Here is an 18,831-nt window from a genome sequence, read left to right as displayed (position 1 = left end):
GAGTAACTGACGACGGTCTGCTCCGGCGTGGTGGTGCAGTTCGCGTGCAGCCAGTAGCTCTTTCCGGTGTGCTTGAGCCGCCAAACGCCGTACGTCGCGTGGGTCGTCTTGTGGGACGGTGTGTCCACCGAGATGGAGTTCCCCAGCTTGGCCGTCAGCTTGGCGGACACGGTCACCTCGTATTTGGCCTTGACCCTGGCGAGCAGCGTGCCCACCGACGTTTCCAGTTTGCCAGTGACGGCTACACCTACCTCACCGGTGACCTCCGACGTGAAGGTGGACTTGGCGGTCCTGGACGTATTATTGCGGTTCGAGTTAGTCGGGCCTACCGCCCGGTGGTACTGGTGGCCCTGCTTGGTAGGGCGGTAAACGCCGTGAGCCGGACTGCAGTCGACACCGGCTGGAACATCCCCGGGAAGCGGCGGTCTAGCCTCAGACGCAGGCTCTTCCGGCTGCTCGTCTACCGCATCAGCGGGTATTTCAGTGACATCTTCCTCAGGCTGCTCGGGCGGAGACGTTTGATGACGGAGTCATCGACTTGTGCAGATGTCGAAGACGCGGGTGGCGGTGTCTCATCTTCGGCCAAGGCAGGCCCGGCCAAGGCCGTACACAGCAGGAGCGTCGTCATAGGGGCAAGCATGGTGCGACGTGCTGAGATGTTCACAGAGACGCCTATCCGGTGGGGACCGCTCTGAAAGCGGTCGGACACGGTGACCGTATGGCAGGGACATGTCGGAGGCGAAGATTCCGTTGATCTTCTGGGGAAGAACTGAGGGTGAACGCCCATAGAGGCGCGTTGCGGGAAGACTTCAGCAACGGCAGGCAAGCCGGGCAGGCCGCCGACCCGCACGCTAGCTGACTGTAGCTTGGAGTGGGCGGCGGCGGCCCGGCACTACTTCGTCCCGTCACGGGGGCCGGGGCCTGTCCCACGTGCTCCACCCCACGAGCCGCTGCTGCAGGGACTGGTCATCCACCTGTGTGGGTGGGTGGGATGGTGGAGGTCACTGACAGGCTCATGTGCCTGCTGTCGGCGTCGATGGGGGGCCGGCCGGGGGTCTGCCAGATCGGGGAGTCGGGGCGTGAGCGGCACGACAAGAATGAGACGCAGGTGACGTCTTGGCCCTCATGGCGTTCGGTTGATCTGGTGATCTCCAGGCTCAGGCGGGTGGTCCACGGAATCACCAGGTGGGCCCACATGTTGCGTTGCTCGGTCGCTGTCCATGCTTCGAGGGCGAGATTGTGTGTCTCGCCGATGGCGTGGTGGATCTCGTGGACCGTCTGGTGGGCGGCGGGGTCGAGGTCGTCGTCGAGGACGATCGTCATCGCTACGAGCATGTGGTCCATGCCGGTGCCGTCGGTGCGTGGATGCATGGTGAGAATGAGGCGCACCGGGAGGGGTGGAGCGAGGACGGGACCTGGCGCGACAGCGTGGCCGGCCGCGTTGAGCGGGGTCAGGCGCAAGGTGTCGGCTGGGAAGACGGCGGGCGCGGTCATCGGGCCAGGGTAGGCCGGGCTTGATCACTGAGCCAGAGTGGATCAAGTCAACCAGACCCAGTGGGGATCGGGTCCTTGGCTGCAGGGAATACGCGATGTCTCAACGTGTGAGCCCACCGGCCCGAGCCGGTGTCGCGCCGTCCCAACGGATCGGTGACTGTGGCGGCAGTAGACAGGGGCATCGAGTCTCAGCTTGGTATCGCAGGAGCAAGGGTGCGCGGTGGTCACTGGGGGCGTCCGCCGGTGACGTTCAATGCTTCGTCGGTAATCGTGACTGCCGTGCGTACCGTCGGATGCGTCAGCAGGGTGGCCACACGTACGAGATGGTGGCGTTCGGCGGCGGGCTCGACATCTGTTCCCGGCAGCTTGGGCAGACGCGCAGTCGGCGGAAGTTCCGGTATGCCCTCCTGACGGGCCTGGGCTGCGTGGAGCAGCGTCGCCGCAGCCTGGGCTGCCGTCAGGTCCCAGTCGTCCACAGCGGGCCCGGCAGCGTCCGGAGTGTCCTTGACCAAGCGGGCGACGGCGAGTCCGGGGATGGGGCTCCACCAGGGGCTGAGGCGGCTAGCGCCGTCGTTGATCTCCGCCATGAGGGAATTGAGGTCAAGGTGGGTGTCGAATCCAGCCCACAGTGACCACCGGGGGGACAGGATGACCTCCTCGTCCTGCGCAACCACAAGATCGTGCAGAGGACGAAGGGAGCGCAGGTCCCTGCGCTCAGCGCGGCGGGAGTAGAGCACCAGCCCAGCCATCGCGATGTTGGCCGTGATGCAGCTGGCGATGACGGTCAGCCAGGCGAGTTCGGCCAGGCCGTCGTGGCGGCGGTGGTCGATGAGAGAGGCCGTCATGGCAACGACGGTGAGCACGCCGTTCCCGGCAGTGAGCGCGAGTGCCAGAGCGAACCAGCGCAGGCACGTCCGCAGCTCGGCGAGGTCGCCGGCGATGGACCGGGTCAGCTGTGAGCACTGCCGCATGGTGGCCGCGATAGTGGTGACCAGGGCCGCACAGTAGATGAGGTAGAAGGCCACCACCTCTGGTACGCGGGCGTAGGCGGTAGCGACGGTGAGAGGCGCCGCTGGGCCGAGGTCCGCGTGGGTGTAGAGGCCGACCAGGGCGAGCACGGTGGCCGCATAGACCGGCGCCCAGTGTGCCGCTGCGCGGCGCAGTGCGGCCGGTTCCGGTCGCTTGGGCTGCCAGAGATGGCCCAGCACATGGGCGTGGGCGACGGCGCTCAGCGTGAGAATGGGGAGAAACAGCGCGCAGATGTTGGCTGAGTGCAGCGCTGCGCCCACGCTCTTGTAGACGGCCGGGGCGGCGAGCAGGAAGACGAGGCCGCCGTGGACCATCACCGAGGCGGTCAGTTTCATCGTCACTTCTCGATCGTGGCGCGCGGCCAGGGCCTTGACGGTGCCGACCGTCAGGCCCATCGTTGCAATGATCAGATTGACGATGGTGAAGGTGGTCGTCATCAGATGTTCCGGCGGTTGCTGAAACTGCTGGTGATAGAACCTCTGTTCTGGCTTGCCGGGTCGAGGGCGAGCAGGGGCAGGACGACCCTGGCGAACACTTCGCACTGGACTTCTTCGGGTCTCTGGTATCCCGCGCGAAGCCTTGCCGGACGGGTCAAAATCTCCTGCCTGATGCGTTCTGGAAGGGCCTTCATTTGCTCGCTGAGGGCATCGAGGGTCACGCCGTCGAAATGGGTGTGCGTGGAGAAACAGGCAGCATCGTCGTTGCTGCTGTGGTCTGCGGCCCACAGGTGCCGCACCTCGTGCAGGCCGACCAGGGCCCGGTGCCAGGGGCTCAGTCTGCTGCTGACGCCGATGTAATCCTGGTCCGTGCCCACCACGTTGATGCCGGTCACCGCGGCCGACAGGGAGGGCAGCACGAGGAATTCGAGCGGACGGCCGCGCTTGTCGCCGATGGCATCGAGGACGTCTTGGAAGCGTGCCCCCGGCTCCAGGCCGAGTCCGTCGTGGAAGATATTCAGTGCGTCGCGCCGCTCCCGGGCCCAGGTGCGGTGCTCGCGCACCGCTGCGCTGGCACGGACGGTTGCCCGGGCGATGTGAGCGAGGGGGTTTGGGCCGGTGGGGCGGCGCATGTGGTGGTCAGCCTTCCCAATCCGGGCAGGCGCTGACGGCCGGCTGCGTGGAGTAAACGGCTGCCCGTGGACGGCATATCGGCGCTTCGACGGGTGCCTGTCGGCGGCTGTCGCGCATCGGTCACTCACGCTCCCCGTTTCCCGTGGCCGCAACAGTCTGTGTCCGGTGACATGCGGAGAGAGATTATCAGCTCGTGTGATCGAGGCGGGCTGCGGCATTGCGCATGGAGTGCTGCGATCCGGCGGCATCGGCACCGCACCACAGCGGCCCTTCTAGGCTGCGGCCGAAACCATGTGCCGGGGAGTCAGCCGGGCCCACAGCGCCGAGTCCGAATTGGTGGCATAGGAGCTGACCGGCGGCGCCTCGGGAGCCCCCACGCGATCCATGTCAAAGGCGTGGACGAATCGGTCGAGCGCCATGCGAGTCATCATGCGGGCCAGCGGAGCACCGATGCAGTAGTGAACCCCGTGGCCGAAGGCGAGGTGCTGGGCGAGCGGGCTTGACGTCGCATCGAAGGCTTCGGCCGCCGGGCCGAAGGCGTCTTTGTCGCGCCCGGTTGCGGCCACGCAGACCGCGACGGCCTCGCCCCGCTTCACCGTGACGTTCGTGCCGGGCACGACCGTGTCCTCAGCGGCATACCTGAACATGACCCAGTTGACGGCCCCGTTCCACCGCAGAGTCTCCTCCACCACGTCGTCGATGGGGACCGCGCCGGCGCGCACGCGCTGCAGCTGAGTGGGATGGTCCGAGAGCGCCTTGAGCGCGTTGGTGGTCAGGCTCATCGTGGTCTCGTGCCCGGCGAAGAGGAACAGCATCAGCGTGCTGGCCAGCAGCCCATTGTCGAGCGTCGCGTCTTCGCCGTCGGTCGCCCGGATCAGGGCAGAGGTCAGGTCGTCCCCCGGCTGCTGCCGCTTCTCGTCGATCAAAGCAGCGATAACGGCCGCGACGCCCGCAGCTCCCGCGGCGCTCTCCTCTGCGCTCTTGCGGCTGTCGTGGATGGCCGCGTAGTCCACGGCGAGGCTGTCACCGTTGCTGCGGTCCAGCCCGAACAGTTCGCAGATGACCCGCATGGGCAGCTGGAAGGCGAAGCGCTGGCGAAGGTCGACGAACTCATCCGGCGGCGTGGCCGTGAGGTTGCCTACCAACTCCCGGACGGTCACCTCGATGTGCGGGCGCAGGTTCTCCACCCGGCGGGCGGTGAAGGCCCGGTTCACCAGTGACCGAAGCTGGCGGTGGCGGATGCCGTCCTCGTTGAGCATGCCCGGCATGGTGATGAACGAAAGAAGGCCCCAGTCGCGGGGGACCCTGCCGTTCCGGAGGTCTGCCCAGTGCTTGGGGTTCTTGCGGAAGGCCGACCCTCCGAGCACGGCTGCGGCCACGTCCCGGTGCGCCGTGGCCCAGACCCTGATGCCACCTGGGATGACGGCGGGGACAAGCGGGCCCAGCGACCGCAGCACACGCCCCTCCCCGTGGACGTCCGACGCGTAGGGGTCGAGGGGGAACGGGGCGGGACACGTGGCGAGATCGTCATACATCAGCGGCCTCCCACCGGGGCGAGGGTCTGAGCGCGCGCACGGGCCCGTCCCGCATCGAACGAGCAGTTCAGTTCGTCGGGTATGCGCACCGTGATCGACGGACTCCATGTCGTGGGCCGGTCGGGGGAGGTGAGGTGGATGTCGTCCAGGCGCGTCCACAACCGCTCGAGCCCGCCGCGGACGATCGAGGTGGCCAGGCCGGGTGCCGGGCATTCATGGTCACCGCTTCCCCAGGCGAGATGTGACTGATTGCGATCGGTGTAGGAGGAGCGTGCGTCGGCGCCGCCGAACCGGGCGTGGTCGAGGTTGGCGGCGGCCAGGCCGAGGATGAGCAGTGCCCCCTTGGGGATGGAGCGGCCGCCGAGTTCCAGGTCGGTGGTGGCGACCCGGCCGATGACCTGCTGGACCGGCGGGTGGTCCCACAGCACCTGATCCATTACGCCAGCGACATCGATGATCCCGCTGCGTAGGCCGAGTCTCGTCTCCTTGCCCCGGGCCAGTTGCTCGGCGCAGTTGGCCAGCCACGCGGTGGTCGAGCCCATGGCTGCCATGATGGTCAGCCACACCATCGACTGGGTCTCTGCTGGTGCCAGGTCGGTGTCGTGCAGGACCCAGGACACCAGGTCCGCGCGGGGCTCTTCGCGTCGGCGCCCGAGGTGAGCGTCGATGAGCTGGATCAGCTGCTCATTGGCTTCCAGCGCGCCGTCCCCTCCGTCCAGGATGGTCACGACCGTCGTGAGCAGCGGCTGCTCCTCCTCGGGCGGGAAGCCGAGGAGACGGCTGAGGACCAGCATCGGCAGAGGCAGGGCGTACCGGCTGACGATGTCGGCCTGGCCCTCCTCCACGAACCCGTCAATCAGCCGGTCGGCGGCGCGAAGGACGGTCGCATGCAGGTAACGGGAGCCGATCTTGGCGGCCGTGCGCTTGAAGGCGGCGCGCAACCGCTCGTGCTCCGGGCCGTCGGCGAACAGCATGTCCGGCCGCCACGTGACCTGCGGCAAGTGCGGCCAGTCCGGCGGGATGGCGTTCTGCTGCGCCACGCTCCACTGGCGCAGGTCGTGGGTGTAGTTGTAGCCGCGCCGGAGCACCTCGGTGCATGCGTCGTAGCCGATGACCAGATAGGCAGGCACGTCACCGTCCAAGTGCACCCGTACGACAGGTCCGTGCCGGCGCAGTTGCTCGTAGAAGCGGGCCGGATCACTGAGCATCTGCGCGCTGGACAGGGGCAGGGCCTCGTGGGGGACCGGGCACCCCGGGGGCGGTAAAGCGGGCTGACCTGGAGGCGGCTGGACAGCTGGTGAGGATGACATCACACCGATTCCGTATGCCGGGAAAAGGGACACGCGGCTGGACCGTGAAGCCTGGCCTGCCGAGAACGCCGTGATCCTGGAACACCAACCCCCAGACTGTCAACAAATGGATACACTAGTGATCCGTGCACAGCCACAGTTACGCTGCGGGCGCACACAACCGCTGTCTGCCGTGGCCCCTGGAGACCTCCTGGTGAACGAAGTTCCTCGCGACGTGACCGCAGCCGACATCGCGCAACTTCTCGCCGGCATCGACAAAGCCGCCGCCCGCCTCGGATATAGCAGTTGGAAGGACGTCATCGACGTCAGCGAGCTCTCTGTCGCCACCGGGATCGAACCCGAGCGCGTACGTGGACTGCTCGACGGCGACGAGCCCGAGCAAGAACCCCACGGAAAAGCGGCCCGCGAGGCCTACTTCCGCAAGCTCGTGGCCCAGCGCCTGGCCCTGCTGAAGCGCACCCAGGACCCGGCCCCCAGGGCGACAAATGATCCGCGGGTGAAGGACAGCACCCGCCGTATGGGCGCGGAGGTCGGCCTCTCCCACGGCCTGATCAAGTTGCTTACCGACGGCGCACGCAGCAGCAGGCCCGAATACAGCAGCCCCCTGGAGGGGTACTACGGCGTCGAACGCGGCTTCCTGTCGCAGCCCGAAGGCAATGCCCTCGCCGCCCGCCTGCAGAAAATCAAGGACGGCCTGGTCGCGGGCGCGCTGCGCGAAGGGCTCTTCGTCCTGGGCGGGGGGACAACCTCTTTGCGCTACACCGGGACACAGCCTCCGACCATGGAGGAACTCCTGGACACTGTGGACAGCCTGATCCAAGCGCGTAAGGGTACGGCGGGCACCGGAGACCCGGCCAGCAGCCAGTCCCTGCCCGGCCCCGATAGCTAACGTTGGCGGAGTGCGCTCGGGCTGCGGTGCCATCCATGTCCTGGCCGGCGACAGAGGCTCTGCGGGTGTGGTGCGGGCGGTCGCCGCCCGCACCACGATTTGCAAGAGGTCAACTACTCGCGCTGCGGCCCTTGGTGGCGGTGCGCAGAGGCGGCAGAACCAGAAGACGCGACATTCGCTCGCTGGCCTGCTTCATCGTCTCCGCCTTCCGGTAGAACGCCATGGTCAGGCGATCCGGCTTGACGGTGACGACCGCCTGAGGATGGGGCGGCTTCGACGTGACCGTGAAATACGGCCAGACCTGCAGCACGGTCGCCAGGATGATCTGAAGCTCGGCCCAAGCGAAGTTCTCGCCGATGCATTTTCGGCGGCCGTCGCCGAAGGCGAGGAATGATCTGCGGCTTGCGGACAGGGTTTCTGGCGTCCAGCGGTCTGGGTCGAAGGCATCGGGGTTGGGGAAGACCTCCGGGTCGTGCTGATGAAGGTAAGGGCTCCAGACGACGTCGGCTCCCGCGGGGATGAGGTGGCCGCCCAGATCGACATCCCGGGTGGCGGTTCGGGTCACCAGCCAGGCCGGCCCGTACTTGCGGATGGTCTCTTGCAGCACCTGCCGCGCATTGGGGAGTTGGTCGAGGTCGTCGAAGCGCAGCGGGCGGCCTTCGCACACCGAGTTGAGTTCCGTGCGCAGCCGCTGCGCGATCTCCGGATGACGGGAAAGCTCATACAGGGTCCAGGCCAACGTGGTGCCGGTGGTCTCGATGGCACCAGTCAGCAAGGTGATGGCCTCGTCCTGCAGCTGCTGGCGGGTCAGCGGCTCCTCGGCGGTCAGCAGGGAGTCGAACAGGCCCGTCTGCTGAGCCTGGTCCGCTGCGGCGTGCGGACACCCTGCGGCTTCCGAAGACGCTGCGCTGCCGGGGGAGGGGGCGCTGGATATCCGGCTGGCACGGTGCTCGATGGCCTCGTCGATGAGGGCGCGCAGCTGCGCAACATGGTCCGAGTGAGCCCGGTTAGCGGGTAGCGGCAGCCGAGTGACCCAGGGCGGCAGAATGGTCTGCCGGATCGTGCCTCTCATGATTTCCGGAATGAGTGAGGTGAACCTGCTCTCGAGGCCATCGGGCAGGTCCCCGCCGAACAGGGCGACGAGGAATGCTCCCAGAGTGAGGTCGTTCATGTCCGGGTACACCTCGCGCCACTGCCCTGTGGGCCACGCACTGACCATCGCCCGGACGTGGGCGATCATGGTGTCGCCCCGGCCGGCGATGTGCGCCTTGTTGAACATCGGTTGCATCAGCCGCCGGTTGTGCAGATGGGCATCGCCGTCTGCAATGGTGGCAAGGCCGTCGCCGAAGAAGACCCGCAGCGCATCAATGATCTTGCCGCCCTTGGCGAAGTGAGCGGCATCAGTGACCAGCACTCTGCGGGTCAGCTGAGGATCAGTCACCACGTAGGCCTGAGTGGGGCCAATGCGGATGCGCACCACGGTGCCGTGTTCGCGCAGCGAGGTGATAAACGACAGGGGGTCGCGTGCGAGGCGTAGGCCGTGTCCGATCAGAGGAAGGCTTCCGGGTGCGGTGGGGGTGGGCGACGTCGCGGGAGCGCTCATGGCGCGGATCCCTCCTTGGGGGGCCGTCGAGAAACGCGTGATCCATGCCCGCGGAGGCGTTACGGAATGCCGTCGCAACATGATCTCTTGATCACATTCAGTGGTGCTCGACTCCGGCCGGCAGAGTCATCCGAATCTGGCCGCGCCTGGCGCCGGCAACGCTCACGTGTGAACTCAATGTCACGTTGGCAGTTTTTGGTCAACCATGAAGCCGGTGAGATGGTTTTGGTCAAACTCCTGCCGATCGTGCCCAGTCGAGAGACCAGGTCTACGGGTGTGAGAGAGGCAGGCGGTCGAAGCCCGTCACTGGCCAGTTCCTCAAGTCCCGAGGGTCTCCCTTCCTGACGTAGAGCCAAGGACTTGTGGGTGTACGTGCCTGTGTCGGGGGAGGTCGGCGCGGTCCGTCGTTGACATCGATCGTGGCAGCCATGTCGCAGTTCGTGGCACCCAAGCGCCAGCAAGACGTGGCCGAAAATGGCGTTCACGTTCGTTGACAGTCTTGAAGGGGGTGCACCACGATCGGGTGATGCCGACTCCAAAGCTGGTGCGAGCTAACGGCGTCGGCAGGTGCACTCCATGGTCAAGACTGTTGCACGGTGCGCGCCGCCATGACTGACGCCTTCGATCCGTTCAGCCACTGCAAGCATCCGCAAGAGGCGCGGAAGCGCCAAGGGGGACCCGTTGAGAACGCCCTACCCTGCTAGCCCAACCTTTACCAAGGAAGAAATGGGCGAATACCACCAGCTGGTGACACAGTTGCTCACCAACTGCAGGAAAATTGCGGATCGTCATGCTCCCGCAGGGGTATGGACGCCCACGTCAAGTGAGGTCTCCATGCAGGTCAGTGAGGCTACGGGCTTGATAGCGGAAATTGCCCGGGCCTTGAACACCACACGCAGCGGCATTCGCCGGATCGACAGCCGAGCTCGTCTGCGGTTACCCCCGCGCGCCGCTGGCCAGGCCGGCGGCCGGCAGCCGCGCTGAACGCCGCGGGGGTCCGGCAACCCGACAGAGGCCTGCCAGGGGCGTTCAGGGGTGGGCGCGGCTCGGCTCACAGCTCCTCCGGTCCCTCAGGCTTTACAGGACGCGCAGCCGGTACCTGGCCTGTAGAGGCCGCAGGGACTGAAGGCCAGGGTCCCTCTCTGACGGTTGGCTGGCTTCCGTCCCTGCAAGTTCCTGCAGGTCAGGGGCTGTCTACCAAGCCACCAAGGGACTGGAGGGACCCAGTTTCCTAATTATGACGTCAGCAACGTAGGGAGTTCACGCGCGTGGGCGCACGTCTACTTCTTGCCTGTTATGACTGCGGTTCATAATTGCGAAGTTCGGTCCCTCGAGTCCCTGCCCCTGCTGGGAAAGTGTTCCTGACCTGCTGTTTTCTTGGCAGGGGCGGAAGGACTGACGGGTCCCTGGCTCGCGGATCTTTGGGTCCCTGTCCTTGGGCCTTGGCGCCTCAGCTCCGTGAAACGTGCGAGAAAACCTTGGCTTGTGTGAGGAGATGGCTGCCTTCGTTCCCTCCGAAGTCTGTCGACTGGGCCTCTCCCCTCCACCCCCAGGCCGGCAGCGAAGGGACTCAAGGGACCGAAGAACGGAAAAGTGCGGCACGCGGCGGAAGGTTGCTGCCCATCCACGGCCGGGCCCCTACACTCTGTTCCCGAAGTACAGTCCCTTCGGTCCCTGAGATGGCGTCATTCGGTACGTGGCCTGGTGCTTTGCCGCAGGGACTGAGTAGAAGACGAGAGCTGACGAGGACGATTCGCGTGCCGCGCGCTGGTGAGCATCGTGTGCCGACCGCCCTGAGCGGCCCAAGGCCGCCACACGCCGTGGCCCTGTGGTGCGCGGCGCAGGGCTGGCCAGTGCACCCGCTAGCGCCCGGACGCAAGACCCCAGGAGCGAACTGCCCCCAGTGCAGGGACCGGCACCACGATCCGAAGACGTGCGCATGCCCCCCAGCAGGCAGGCCGTGCCACGGCTTCCACGCGGCGACTACGAATACCGCCTACATCGACGCCTGGTGGGGCGAACAGCCGTCTGCGGGAGTAGGCGTTGCCTGCGGCCCAGCGAACCTAGTCGTGATCGACATCGACGCGCACCAGGCGCCGGTGCCGGACCGGGCCCGTCTCCTGCCAGGCATCTCCATCCCGGACGGGGTGAACCTGACCGGCCTGGCCTCCGGATTCGACACGCTCGCGCTGCTCGCGGCCTACCGCGGCCACAGGAACCCGGCCTTGGACGAAGAGACCCTGCGCGTCCGTACCCCCTCCGGCGGACTCCATGTGTGGTACTCCAACCCAAGACCGGCCATGAAGTTCCGCTGCTCTACCGGCTCCAGCCCCAAGACTGCGCTGGCCTGGCAAGTCGACGTGCGAGCCGAGGGCGGCTACATCGTCGCCCCGGGCACGCGCACCAGCGACGGCACCTACCGGGCAGAAGGGACCACCCGGCACCCCGCACCGCTGCCGCAATGGCTGCAGGATGAACTCGTACGCACCGGGCACCTCAATGACCCCCAGCGCCCCCAGAAACGGGCTGCGCCGGCACCTGCGGGGCGCCGCAAAGGCAGGACCGCGGCCGCACGCCGGGTGCTCGCCCCACTGCTGGAACAAGTCGCTGCCTGCTCCTCAACTCCAGAAGGAACCGGCTTTACAGAGAAGCTGAACCGGGCCGCCTACACCGGCGGAGGCCTGGCCGCCGCCGGCCAGCTCGAGGAGAGCGCAGTCCGTGAAGACCTCCTCCAGGCCGCCCAGCAAGCCAGACCATGGCAGATGGCTCGCAACGAGAAAATCATCGATAGCGGACTCGCCGCAGGATCCGCCCACCCGTTCCACCTTGAAGGACGTTCATGAGCAGCGCCGACATGCCGCGTTTCGATGCACAGGCCGCTGCCCAGCAGATGCTCGAGCTCGAAGCGGCCCAGCAGCCCTCGACCCTGCTGCCCGCACAGGCCACCGCCACCGCTGCCCCGCCCCCACCCGCCGCCCCCGCGGGATCCCCGGCCGGGCTCCTGCCGCCGTCGCTTTCCGACCGCGGCAACGCCCGGCTGTTCGTCCAGCTCTACCGAGACCAGTTCCGCCACGCCGAAGGCCTCGGCTGGTTCATGTGGGACGGCTACCGCTGGAAGCGCACTGGCGGCGAGAAGGCAGCTTTGTGGGCCGCCGGTGAGATGGCCGAGGACATGCCCACCACCGACCCACGAGGCATCTTCAGCGATCGCGACTTGGCCCACCACAAGCGCAAGACACTCTCCACAGCCGGCCAGCAGGCCTTGCTCACCCAGGCCAAGGCAGCCCCAGACCTGTCGGTCGACCCCGACGCCCTGGACGGCGACCCGCACGCACTGTGCACGCCAGCCGGTGTCGTCGACCTGTTCACCGGGCATCTACGCAAACCCGACCCGGCACGCGACCTGCACTCCCGGGCCACCACCGTCGCCCCGCAGACGATGGACACCCCACGCTGGGACCGCTTCCTGGCCGACACCTTCGGCAACGACGCCGAAGGCCAGGAAATGATCGGGTTCCTGCACCTGCTTCTCGGCTACTCCATCACCGGAGACGTCGGTGCCCAGGTCCTGCCCTTTCTCCACGGCGAAGGCAAGAACGGCAAAAGCGTCCTGCTCGACGTCATGATCCAACTCCTGGGCGACTACGCGGACGCCGCCCCACCCGGCTTCCTCATGGATCGCGGCGCCTACGCCGAGCACTCCACCGAACTGACCGAACTACACGGCCGCCGCCTCATCGTGTGCAGTGAACTGAAACCCAACGACAAGTTCGACGAAGCCCGCGTCCGTCTTCTCACCGGCGGCGACAAGATCAAAGCCCGCCGGATGCGGCAGGACTACTTCTCCTTCACTCCCACACACCACCTGTGGCTGCTCGGCAACCACCGTCCCGAGGTCTCCACCGGCGGCTTCGCCTTCTGGCGCCGCATCCGCCTCGTGCCTTTCACCCGCACCGTCCCCGCCGAACGCCGGATCGACAACCTCGCTTTCGAACTCGTCCGCGAAGAAGGCCCCGGCATCCTGCAGTGGCTCATCGAGGGTGCCCGCCGCTACCTCACCACCCGCGACCCCCTCGAAGGACCCGACAGGGTCCGCATTGCCACCACCGCCTATGCCACCACCGAAGACCACATCGGCCGGTTTCTCGCCGAATGCTGCACCCGCGACGCCGACGGTGACAGTGAACTGCGTGTCGAGCAGGGCTTGCTGTACACGGAATACAGCTCCTGGTGCACCTCCGGCGAAGGCATCCGCCCGGCCACCCCCCGCGCGTTTGCCACTCGGGTGCGGCAGGAAGTCGGCCTCAACTCACCCTCGGAGATGATCAAATCCAACGGCCGCAAGTACTACCCCGGCATCGCCCTGGCAGCCAGCGAATGACCCACCACATGCCGACAATGGCACCTGCGGCTCTACGCCTGCACCGCCAGCCGCACTACCATGGAACCTCGGCCCCGCACCCGGCGGCCCCCGCACCCTGCTCTACCGCCACCTGGCACGCCGAGCACCGCAACACACACGCACCACAGGCCCCCTCCCGCCAAGGGAAGCGGCCGATGAAGGAGGGGCTGCAGCCATGAGCTCGCTGTTGCACGCAAGCGAGATCACCCACGAGCAGGACGTGGTGTGGCTGGAGGACCCCGGCACGCTCGACTACGTCCGCCAGGCCCTGGACAAGACCAAGCGCCGCAACAACAAGCCGCCCTACGCGCGCGACGGCCGCATGGTCGGCTACGCGGTCCTGGACGATGAAGCCGAACCCGATCCCGACAGTGGCCTGTACCGTCGGCGCGTCTTCTTCCTGCTCCCGCACGACCGGGACAGCCAGCCTGACGGGCCCTACGCCGAAGGCGCCCCGGGTGAAGCAGTCGACCCCCGGACCGTCGAACCGCAAAATCCCGGCGCCAAGACACCCCGCTCCCAGCGACGCACAGAAGCCATAGCGTCCTCGGCCCCATAGAGACAAGACGGCGCGCAAAGTTATGCCGCCAACCGTTGTCTCTCTCGATATCGCTGTTGATAGGCCAGGCGGTCTTTTGCATTGCGGCCTCTACCGTGGGCGCGTCTTCCTCCTCCCGCACGACCGCGACAGCCAGCCACCGTGGCCCCTCCACTGTCGGTGCCTACGGCGCGCCGGGACGGCAGCGATCTGTTCGTCGTCTTGCGCAGCATTCGCAATGACGGTGGCGGGCGAGGGCTTGTCCCCTCTTTGTGCCTATGGTGATGCCGAGACGTTTGGTGATGCCGCGCAGGCTATAGCTCTGGCCGCGGAGGTGGAGGGCGATGGACAGCATGTTGTCGTCGCTGACGCCAGCGCCGCCGATGGTCTTGCCGCGGTTGTGGGCGGATTCGTGGCCTTCGAACGGGTCGCGGATCATGATGTGATCTCGAACTTTCCAAGTGGCGCTCTTCGTCTCAGTTGCTCCGAAACGACTGAGGGATGGGGGAGGGAGCGGAAAGCAGAAGGACTCACCGATTACGGCAGTGAGTCCTTCGATGTGGGGCGAGTCAGTGGGCGGAGAGGAAGCCCGCTGACTGGTCGAGGTGGAATTGAGAACCGGAGCTCTCGGTGTCCATACGTTGGCGCGAGCAGTGTGAATGCTCTGTGGTCAAGCTCCGCACCAGGGTCACCTGCGGCGTCGGGGATCCCTGCCACCGCCCTCGCCATGGTGTTCCAGCTGGTCGGCCCAGGCCTGCGGGAGGGCGATCACCGGGGCCGATCTGGTGGCGCTGGTCCGCGCGGGCGGCAGGTGCGAGAAAAGCCCGCTGGTCGAACGCGCCGAGACCCTCGCGGCCTGAGGAGAATGCCACGATGACCAGCTTCGACACCTACGGCACGAACACTCCTCCACATCCAGCCGGACGCCATTCCCGGAGACGTCGACCAAGACGACCTCTACGAGAACGACCGACATAACGGTCCTTCTCCGCATCACTGGTCGCCGCTGAGCCGACCCTCCACACGGAGTTGGGGACGATCGAAGGGCTCACCCGGCTCAGAACTTCTCGAAACTGAGAACCGCTGATCCACAGGTATTGACGATTGCTCGCCGAGCCGGACCCCGACGGTGACTTGGGCACTGGTCAGCCCGGATGGGGCGGAGTAGTGGTTCCCCGGTGAAGGACACCAGCCCTCCTACTGCGTCACGATAGTGCCGGTTTTGTCGGTGGTCTGTAGATTGATGGTTGGCCTTCTGGTGTCAGCTCCGGCACTCCGCAGCTCATAAAGAAGGTTGGAAACTCGCTGCTCCCCTGCAGTCCCAAAGCGTTCTCGACTTCGGTGTCTCTAAAACCACCTGTTATAGCAGCACCGAGGTCGAGAGCAGAGGCCGTCATGGAAAAAACTTGTACTAGGTGTCCTACGTTGTGGAGCATGAGTTTGTAGGCGCGCGGGTGCGGGTACTTCCAGGCCATCCGTTCGGTCAGGGCCGTCGTGACCACGCCGAAGGCGCTGGTCGTGAAGAACTTTTGGTCATAGGTGAAACGCTCCATCGCTGCTCGGCTCAGGTCCGCTTGGACGGGAACAAGGCCGTGCCTGATCGTGTCGTACCGGTAGGTGCCCGCTTCGACGCCGTGGACGTTGAACACGGCGACATAGGCCTCGGCTTCGTGCCGGGCACCGCCCGAGGCGTAGGACTTCAGTTGCTGAACTCCCATGACTCCTGAATCGGCGAAGCGCATAGGGGCGAATGAATAGTGCAGCAGCGTGGCGAAGTCGTCGAGTCCGACCGTCTCCTTTTTGAAATGTCTGTGCGTTCTTCTGTTCTCCAGGACGGAGCGGAAGGAGACGTTCATTTCGGAGCGCACGCGCGGAAGCAGGAGTATAGGTGCCTCGGGGTCTTCCTTGCGTACATTGGGTGGTCTCACGCGTGAGGTGATGCGTGTCTCGTAGGCGTCCATCTCATCCGAGGCACCTCGGAGAAATGGGGCGTCCTTCAGTTGAGTGTGAAAATTCCAGGCGTTTGCACCCCACAGATCCCAAGGGTGAGGATTCTGTGATTCCTTCGCAGCTTCCTCTGCCGGCAGGACGTATCCGGCTGAAAGGAGTGTCTGCATCACTGACCGTGTCTGCTCGTCAGAAAGTTCGGGATGACTGACGGCGGACTGGTCGTGGGGCTCCTGAAGCCTCAGCAGTATTTCTGCTACCTGCCGCTTCACGCGGAGCCGCCCCGGCACTTTGGGGGAGGTTACGTAAATCCCGTCATGATCGGACTGCAGTTGAAGAGGGCTGATCGCCTTGACCTTCATAGGGTTCCTGTCCTGGGGCCGTGGGGGAGGCGGTCATTCACCGTCCGGCGCGAAGTCACCGATTCGTCGGAGTCCATGCTGTTGTGCGGCGATGGAAAGCCGGTCGGTTATGTTGAACTTGATGCTGGGGCAGGGAACTTCGCCTTCGGCCCAGAGCTTCGGGCAGCTTCCTCCGCAGGCTGGCAGGAACCAGCAGGTGGAGCAGGGAATCTCTCCGGAGGCCACGGAGTCGTTCCACGAGTCGTAGGCGCCCGCCGGCCGCAGGCCGCCTGGCTTCAGCTCGTTGACGTGCGCGAGCCGGCTGTCGTTTTCCAAGGAAGGAACGAGGGGCTGCTCGGTGCAGGAGAACACGTTGCCGTCTGTGAGTATGACCTCGCTGCTGGGCCCCACCGCACTGCACGTCTTGGCCCTGACGCCCCCGGGGAGCAGAGTCGTCTGCAGACCGAGGCGCTGCATGAGCGAAAGCCATTCCACCTCGCGCTGCAGATACGACTCCCGCCCTACGCGCCGCTTCTCTACGTCGTTTCCCCAGCTGTGGATGGGGACAAGCTGAAAAACGACGTTACGCTTACCCGTGAAACCGAGCTCGGCCATTTCTGCCAGGTATGCATCTATGTAGTCGCAATTTTCGACATCGATGTTGGTGCGCAACACAAACGACGCCTCACCCAGTTCCGTATTCTGAGTGGCTTCTGCCAGAAGGCTGGTAAGGCGGCGGTATGACTTTGCGCCGCTCTTGAGGGGGCGGTGTGCATCGTGGACGTCTTCCGGTCCGTCGATGGTGATGTTGAATCGCGTGACTGCGCACTGTTTTACCAGCGTGTCCAGCTTTCGCCGAGTGAGCAGCGCTCCATTAGTCACGATGCTCGCTGCGTAGGAGACGGACTTCGCTGAGCAGGAGGAGATGATCTGTTCGCTCATCTCCCGGATGGTGTTGTATGCCATCAGCGGCTCGCCGCCGAACCAACCAATATTTATGCTTTGCACGTCCTCGGCTTGAGCAGAGCTGCGAATCCGGTCGAGGACGGACTGCCGGTGGCGCGCGTTCAGTGGCTCCTTTCGGTGTTCCTGGCCGCAGTACTCGCAGCCCATATTGCAGTACGAGGTGGGAAAGAGAGTGAACGATCTCGTGCTTTTGTCGCTGGCGGCGATGCGCATTTTCTCGTAATGCGCATTGCGTGTCCCATGAGCGTCGTCGGTGATGAGCCCTTGCTGGACAAGTGATCTGAGTGCCGTGTCCGAGATTCGGCTCGTGTCGATGACTTGTGCACTCAGCAATCGTGCGATGGCAGAAGGGATCAAGAAGAGGGCAGTGCTGTCGGAGCGAACTGCTGGAACGACTCGCCGGCCACGGTGGTTGACGAATTCCTCGGCTCCGAGGCGCATGAACGGCGAGGGGCGGTAGGTGCGAGTGCGCATGTCACGTCCTTGAGCGCGAGGGAGAAGGAAGCGGGGGTGCCGACAAAGTCGGCACCCCCGGCATCCGCGGAAGTCGTCAGCAAACGCCGTTGCGGTCGAGCAGCGTGAGGGACTCGCCCTCTGCCTCGACGACCTCGATCAGCTCGTCGTCCATCTGCTGGATCGTCAGTTCGTTGTTCATGGCCCCTCCAGATCGTTCGGCTCGCACAGGGGGTGCGAGGGGTGATGTCGGCTCGGGACGGGCCGACGAGAGAACGCTAGGAGCCGTACCGTTTCGGCATCGTCGCTCCGCCCACCCACCGTCGTAGATCATGCGTTATGTCCGCAGGTCAGAGTCATTGACTGCCGTAGTGCAGCCCGTCCGTCGGCCTTCCTTGAAGGCGGGCAACGGCAGGGGGCGGGTTTCAGTCACTCCTTGATCGGCTGGCCTTGTCGTGGTGTGCAACCTGATGCACCATGCAGCGTTCTACACGTGTTGTGAGGGGGGAGAGACAGGGTGCTCAAGCTCATTCTGCTGTCGGACTTTCTTTGCCTGGACGACGGACTGCCGGTATCGCTAGGGCCGTCGCAGAAGAAGCTCGTGGCCGCCGTCGCTGTGCACGACGAACCGGTCAGCCGGGATCGGCTGGCCAGTGATCTGTTTCCGGACACGCCTCGATGGCGAGCGCGAACTAGGCTTCGGCAGCTCGTGTTTAGGCTGCACGAGGCGATGGGGGATCGTCTGCTTGACGTACAGCACACGAGCATCGGTCTGGCTTCGGAAGTAGTGGTGGACTACCACGCCGCACTGAGACTGTTGCGGGACGTGGGACGCTGGCCGCGAACCATACCGTGTCCACCTCCGAGCGGCTGGCGGGTCCTGCGGCAGCCACTGCTCGGCGACATTGATGTCGCCTGCGTAGAGTCGAGGCGCAGTGAGTGGGACGTGCAGCGGGGACAGGCACTGGAAGTCATGGCAGAGGCTTTGCTGCGGCAGGGCATGAACCTTGCTGCAGCCGAAGTCGCGGACGCTGCTGCCGAAGTCCACGAGTTCCGGGAAGCCCCTCGGAGAATCGCCATCGAAGCCTGTCTGCGGGAAGGCGAGATCGCCGAGGCACACATGCGGTTTCGACGTTACGAAAGCTTGCTCGCTCGGGAAATCGGAGTCTCACCCAGCCCCGTCATCCCCTCCATGCTCCAGGCAGGGGAGCCCGCCGCGTACGGGGCTGGCGCTCGATGAATAACACCGACACA

General features: G+C 65.5%; 14 protein-coding genes and 1 pseudogene. 6 read left to right on the top strand and 9 right to left on the bottom strand.

What is annotated here, in order from left to right; genetic code table 11:
- Positions 1–966 precede the first annotated feature (966 nt).
- From ACZ7L0_RS27045 to ACZ7L0_RS27025, 5 genes are all read right to left on the bottom strand, one after another.
- Positions 967–1,494: a hypothetical protein gene (locus ACZ7L0_RS27045; RefSeq protein ID WP_471245165.1), complete on the bottom strand. Its 528-nt coding sequence runs from the start codon at positions 1,492–1,494 to the stop codon at positions 967–969.
- 224 nt (positions 1,495–1,718) lie between these two features.
- Entirely contained in the window at positions 1,719–2,960 is a 1,242-nt protein-coding gene (locus tag ACZ7L0_RS27040) for a DUF6545 domain-containing protein (RefSeq protein WP_471245164.1), read from the bottom strand.
- On the bottom strand, positions 2,960–3,592 hold the full coding sequence (locus ACZ7L0_RS27035; RefSeq protein WP_471245163.1) for a hypothetical protein: 633 nt from the start codon (positions 3,590–3,592) through the stop codon (positions 2,960–2,962). The genes ACZ7L0_RS27040 and ACZ7L0_RS27035 overlap by 1 nt, the downstream gene beginning before the upstream one ends.
- A gap of 273 nt (positions 3,593–3,865) precedes the next feature.
- The gene (locus tag ACZ7L0_RS27030; RefSeq protein WP_471245162.1) at positions 3,866–4,852 is read right to left on the bottom strand and encodes a cytochrome P450; all 987 of its coding nucleotides are present in this window, start codon (positions 4,850–4,852) and stop codon (positions 3,866–3,868) included.
- Between the two features lie 275 nt (positions 4,853–5,127).
- Entirely contained in the window at positions 5,128–6,336 is a 1,209-nt protein-coding gene (locus ACZ7L0_RS27025) for a cytochrome P450 family protein (RefSeq protein WP_471245161.1), read from the bottom strand.
- Between the two features lie 295 nt (positions 6,337–6,631).
- Between ACZ7L0_RS27025 and ACZ7L0_RS27020 the strand changes: the two genes are divergently transcribed.
- Positions 6,632–7,327: a hypothetical protein gene (locus tag ACZ7L0_RS27020; protein WP_471245160.1), complete on the top strand. Its 696-nt coding sequence runs from the start codon at positions 6,632–6,634 to the stop codon at positions 7,325–7,327.
- 109 nt (positions 7,328–7,436) lie between these two features.
- Here the strand turns inward: ACZ7L0_RS27020 and ACZ7L0_RS27015 are convergent, their stop codons facing one another.
- On the bottom strand, positions 7,437–8,930 hold the full coding sequence (locus ACZ7L0_RS27015; RefSeq protein WP_471245159.1) for a cytochrome P450: 1,494 nt from the start codon (positions 8,928–8,930) through the stop codon (positions 7,437–7,439).
- Between the two features lie 1,679 nt (positions 8,931–10,609).
- On the opposite strand from ACZ7L0_RS27015, the gene ACZ7L0_RS27010 reads away from it, so the two are divergent.
- The 3 genes from ACZ7L0_RS27010 to ACZ7L0_RS27000 all read left to right on the top strand — a co-directional run bounded on the left by ACZ7L0_RS27010 (position 10,610) and on the right by ACZ7L0_RS27000 (position 13,891).
- A complete protein-coding gene (locus tag ACZ7L0_RS27010) occupies positions 10,610–11,773 on the top strand; it encodes a bifunctional DNA primase/polymerase (RefSeq protein ID WP_471245158.1) in 1,164 nt (387 codons plus the stop codon).
- Entirely contained in the window at positions 11,770–13,311 is a 1,542-nt protein-coding gene (locus ACZ7L0_RS27005) for a DNA primase family protein (RefSeq protein ID WP_471245157.1), read from the top strand. Before ACZ7L0_RS27010 ends, ACZ7L0_RS27005 begins: the two co-directional genes overlap by 4 nt.
- Positions 13,312–13,507: 196 nt before the next feature.
- Entirely contained in the window at positions 13,508–13,891 is a 384-nt protein-coding gene (locus ACZ7L0_RS27000) for a DUF6009 family protein (protein ID WP_471245156.1), read from the top strand.
- Between the two features lie 163 nt (positions 13,892–14,054).
- On the opposite strand, the gene ACZ7L0_RS26995 is transcribed toward ACZ7L0_RS27000, so the two are convergent.
- Positions 14,055–14,309 (bottom strand): hypothetical protein, encoded by a 255-nt coding sequence (locus tag ACZ7L0_RS26995; protein ID WP_471245155.1) that lies wholly within the window; start codon positions 14,307–14,309, stop codon positions 14,055–14,057.
- A gap of 224 nt (positions 14,310–14,533) precedes the next feature.
- Here ACZ7L0_RS26995 and ACZ7L0_RS26990 point away from each other — a divergent pair.
- Positions 14,534–14,730: pseudogene (locus ACZ7L0_RS26990) on the top strand (IS256 family transposase); the annotation flags it as partial.
- A 345-nt stretch (positions 14,731–15,075) separates the two neighbouring features.
- On the opposite strand, the gene ACZ7L0_RS26985 reads toward ACZ7L0_RS26990, so the two are convergent.
- Together ACZ7L0_RS26985 and ACZ7L0_RS26980 are read right to left on the bottom strand one after the other, a co-directional pair.
- A complete protein-coding gene (locus ACZ7L0_RS26985) occupies positions 15,076–16,179 on the bottom strand; it encodes a SagB/ThcOx family dehydrogenase (protein WP_471245154.1) in 1,104 nt (367 codons plus the stop codon).
- Between the two features lie 33 nt (positions 16,180–16,212).
- Entirely contained in the window at positions 16,213–17,598 is a 1,386-nt protein-coding gene (locus tag ACZ7L0_RS26980) for a radical SAM protein (RefSeq protein WP_471245153.1), read from the bottom strand.
- 496 nt (positions 17,599–18,094) lie between these two features.
- On the opposite strand from ACZ7L0_RS26980, the gene ACZ7L0_RS26975 reads away from it, so the two are divergent.
- The gene (locus ACZ7L0_RS26975; RefSeq protein ID WP_471245152.1) at positions 18,095–18,817 is read left to right on the top strand and encodes an AfsR/SARP family transcriptional regulator; all 723 of its coding nucleotides are present in this window, start codon (positions 18,095–18,097) and stop codon (positions 18,815–18,817) included.
- The last annotated feature ends 14 nt before the right edge of the window (positions 18,818–18,831 follow it).

The organism is Streptomyces sp. NPDC039424 (genome assembly GCF_055639495.1).
Note: the sequence above shows the minus strand (reverse complement) of the source record. Positions and strands in the feature narration are given on the sequence as shown.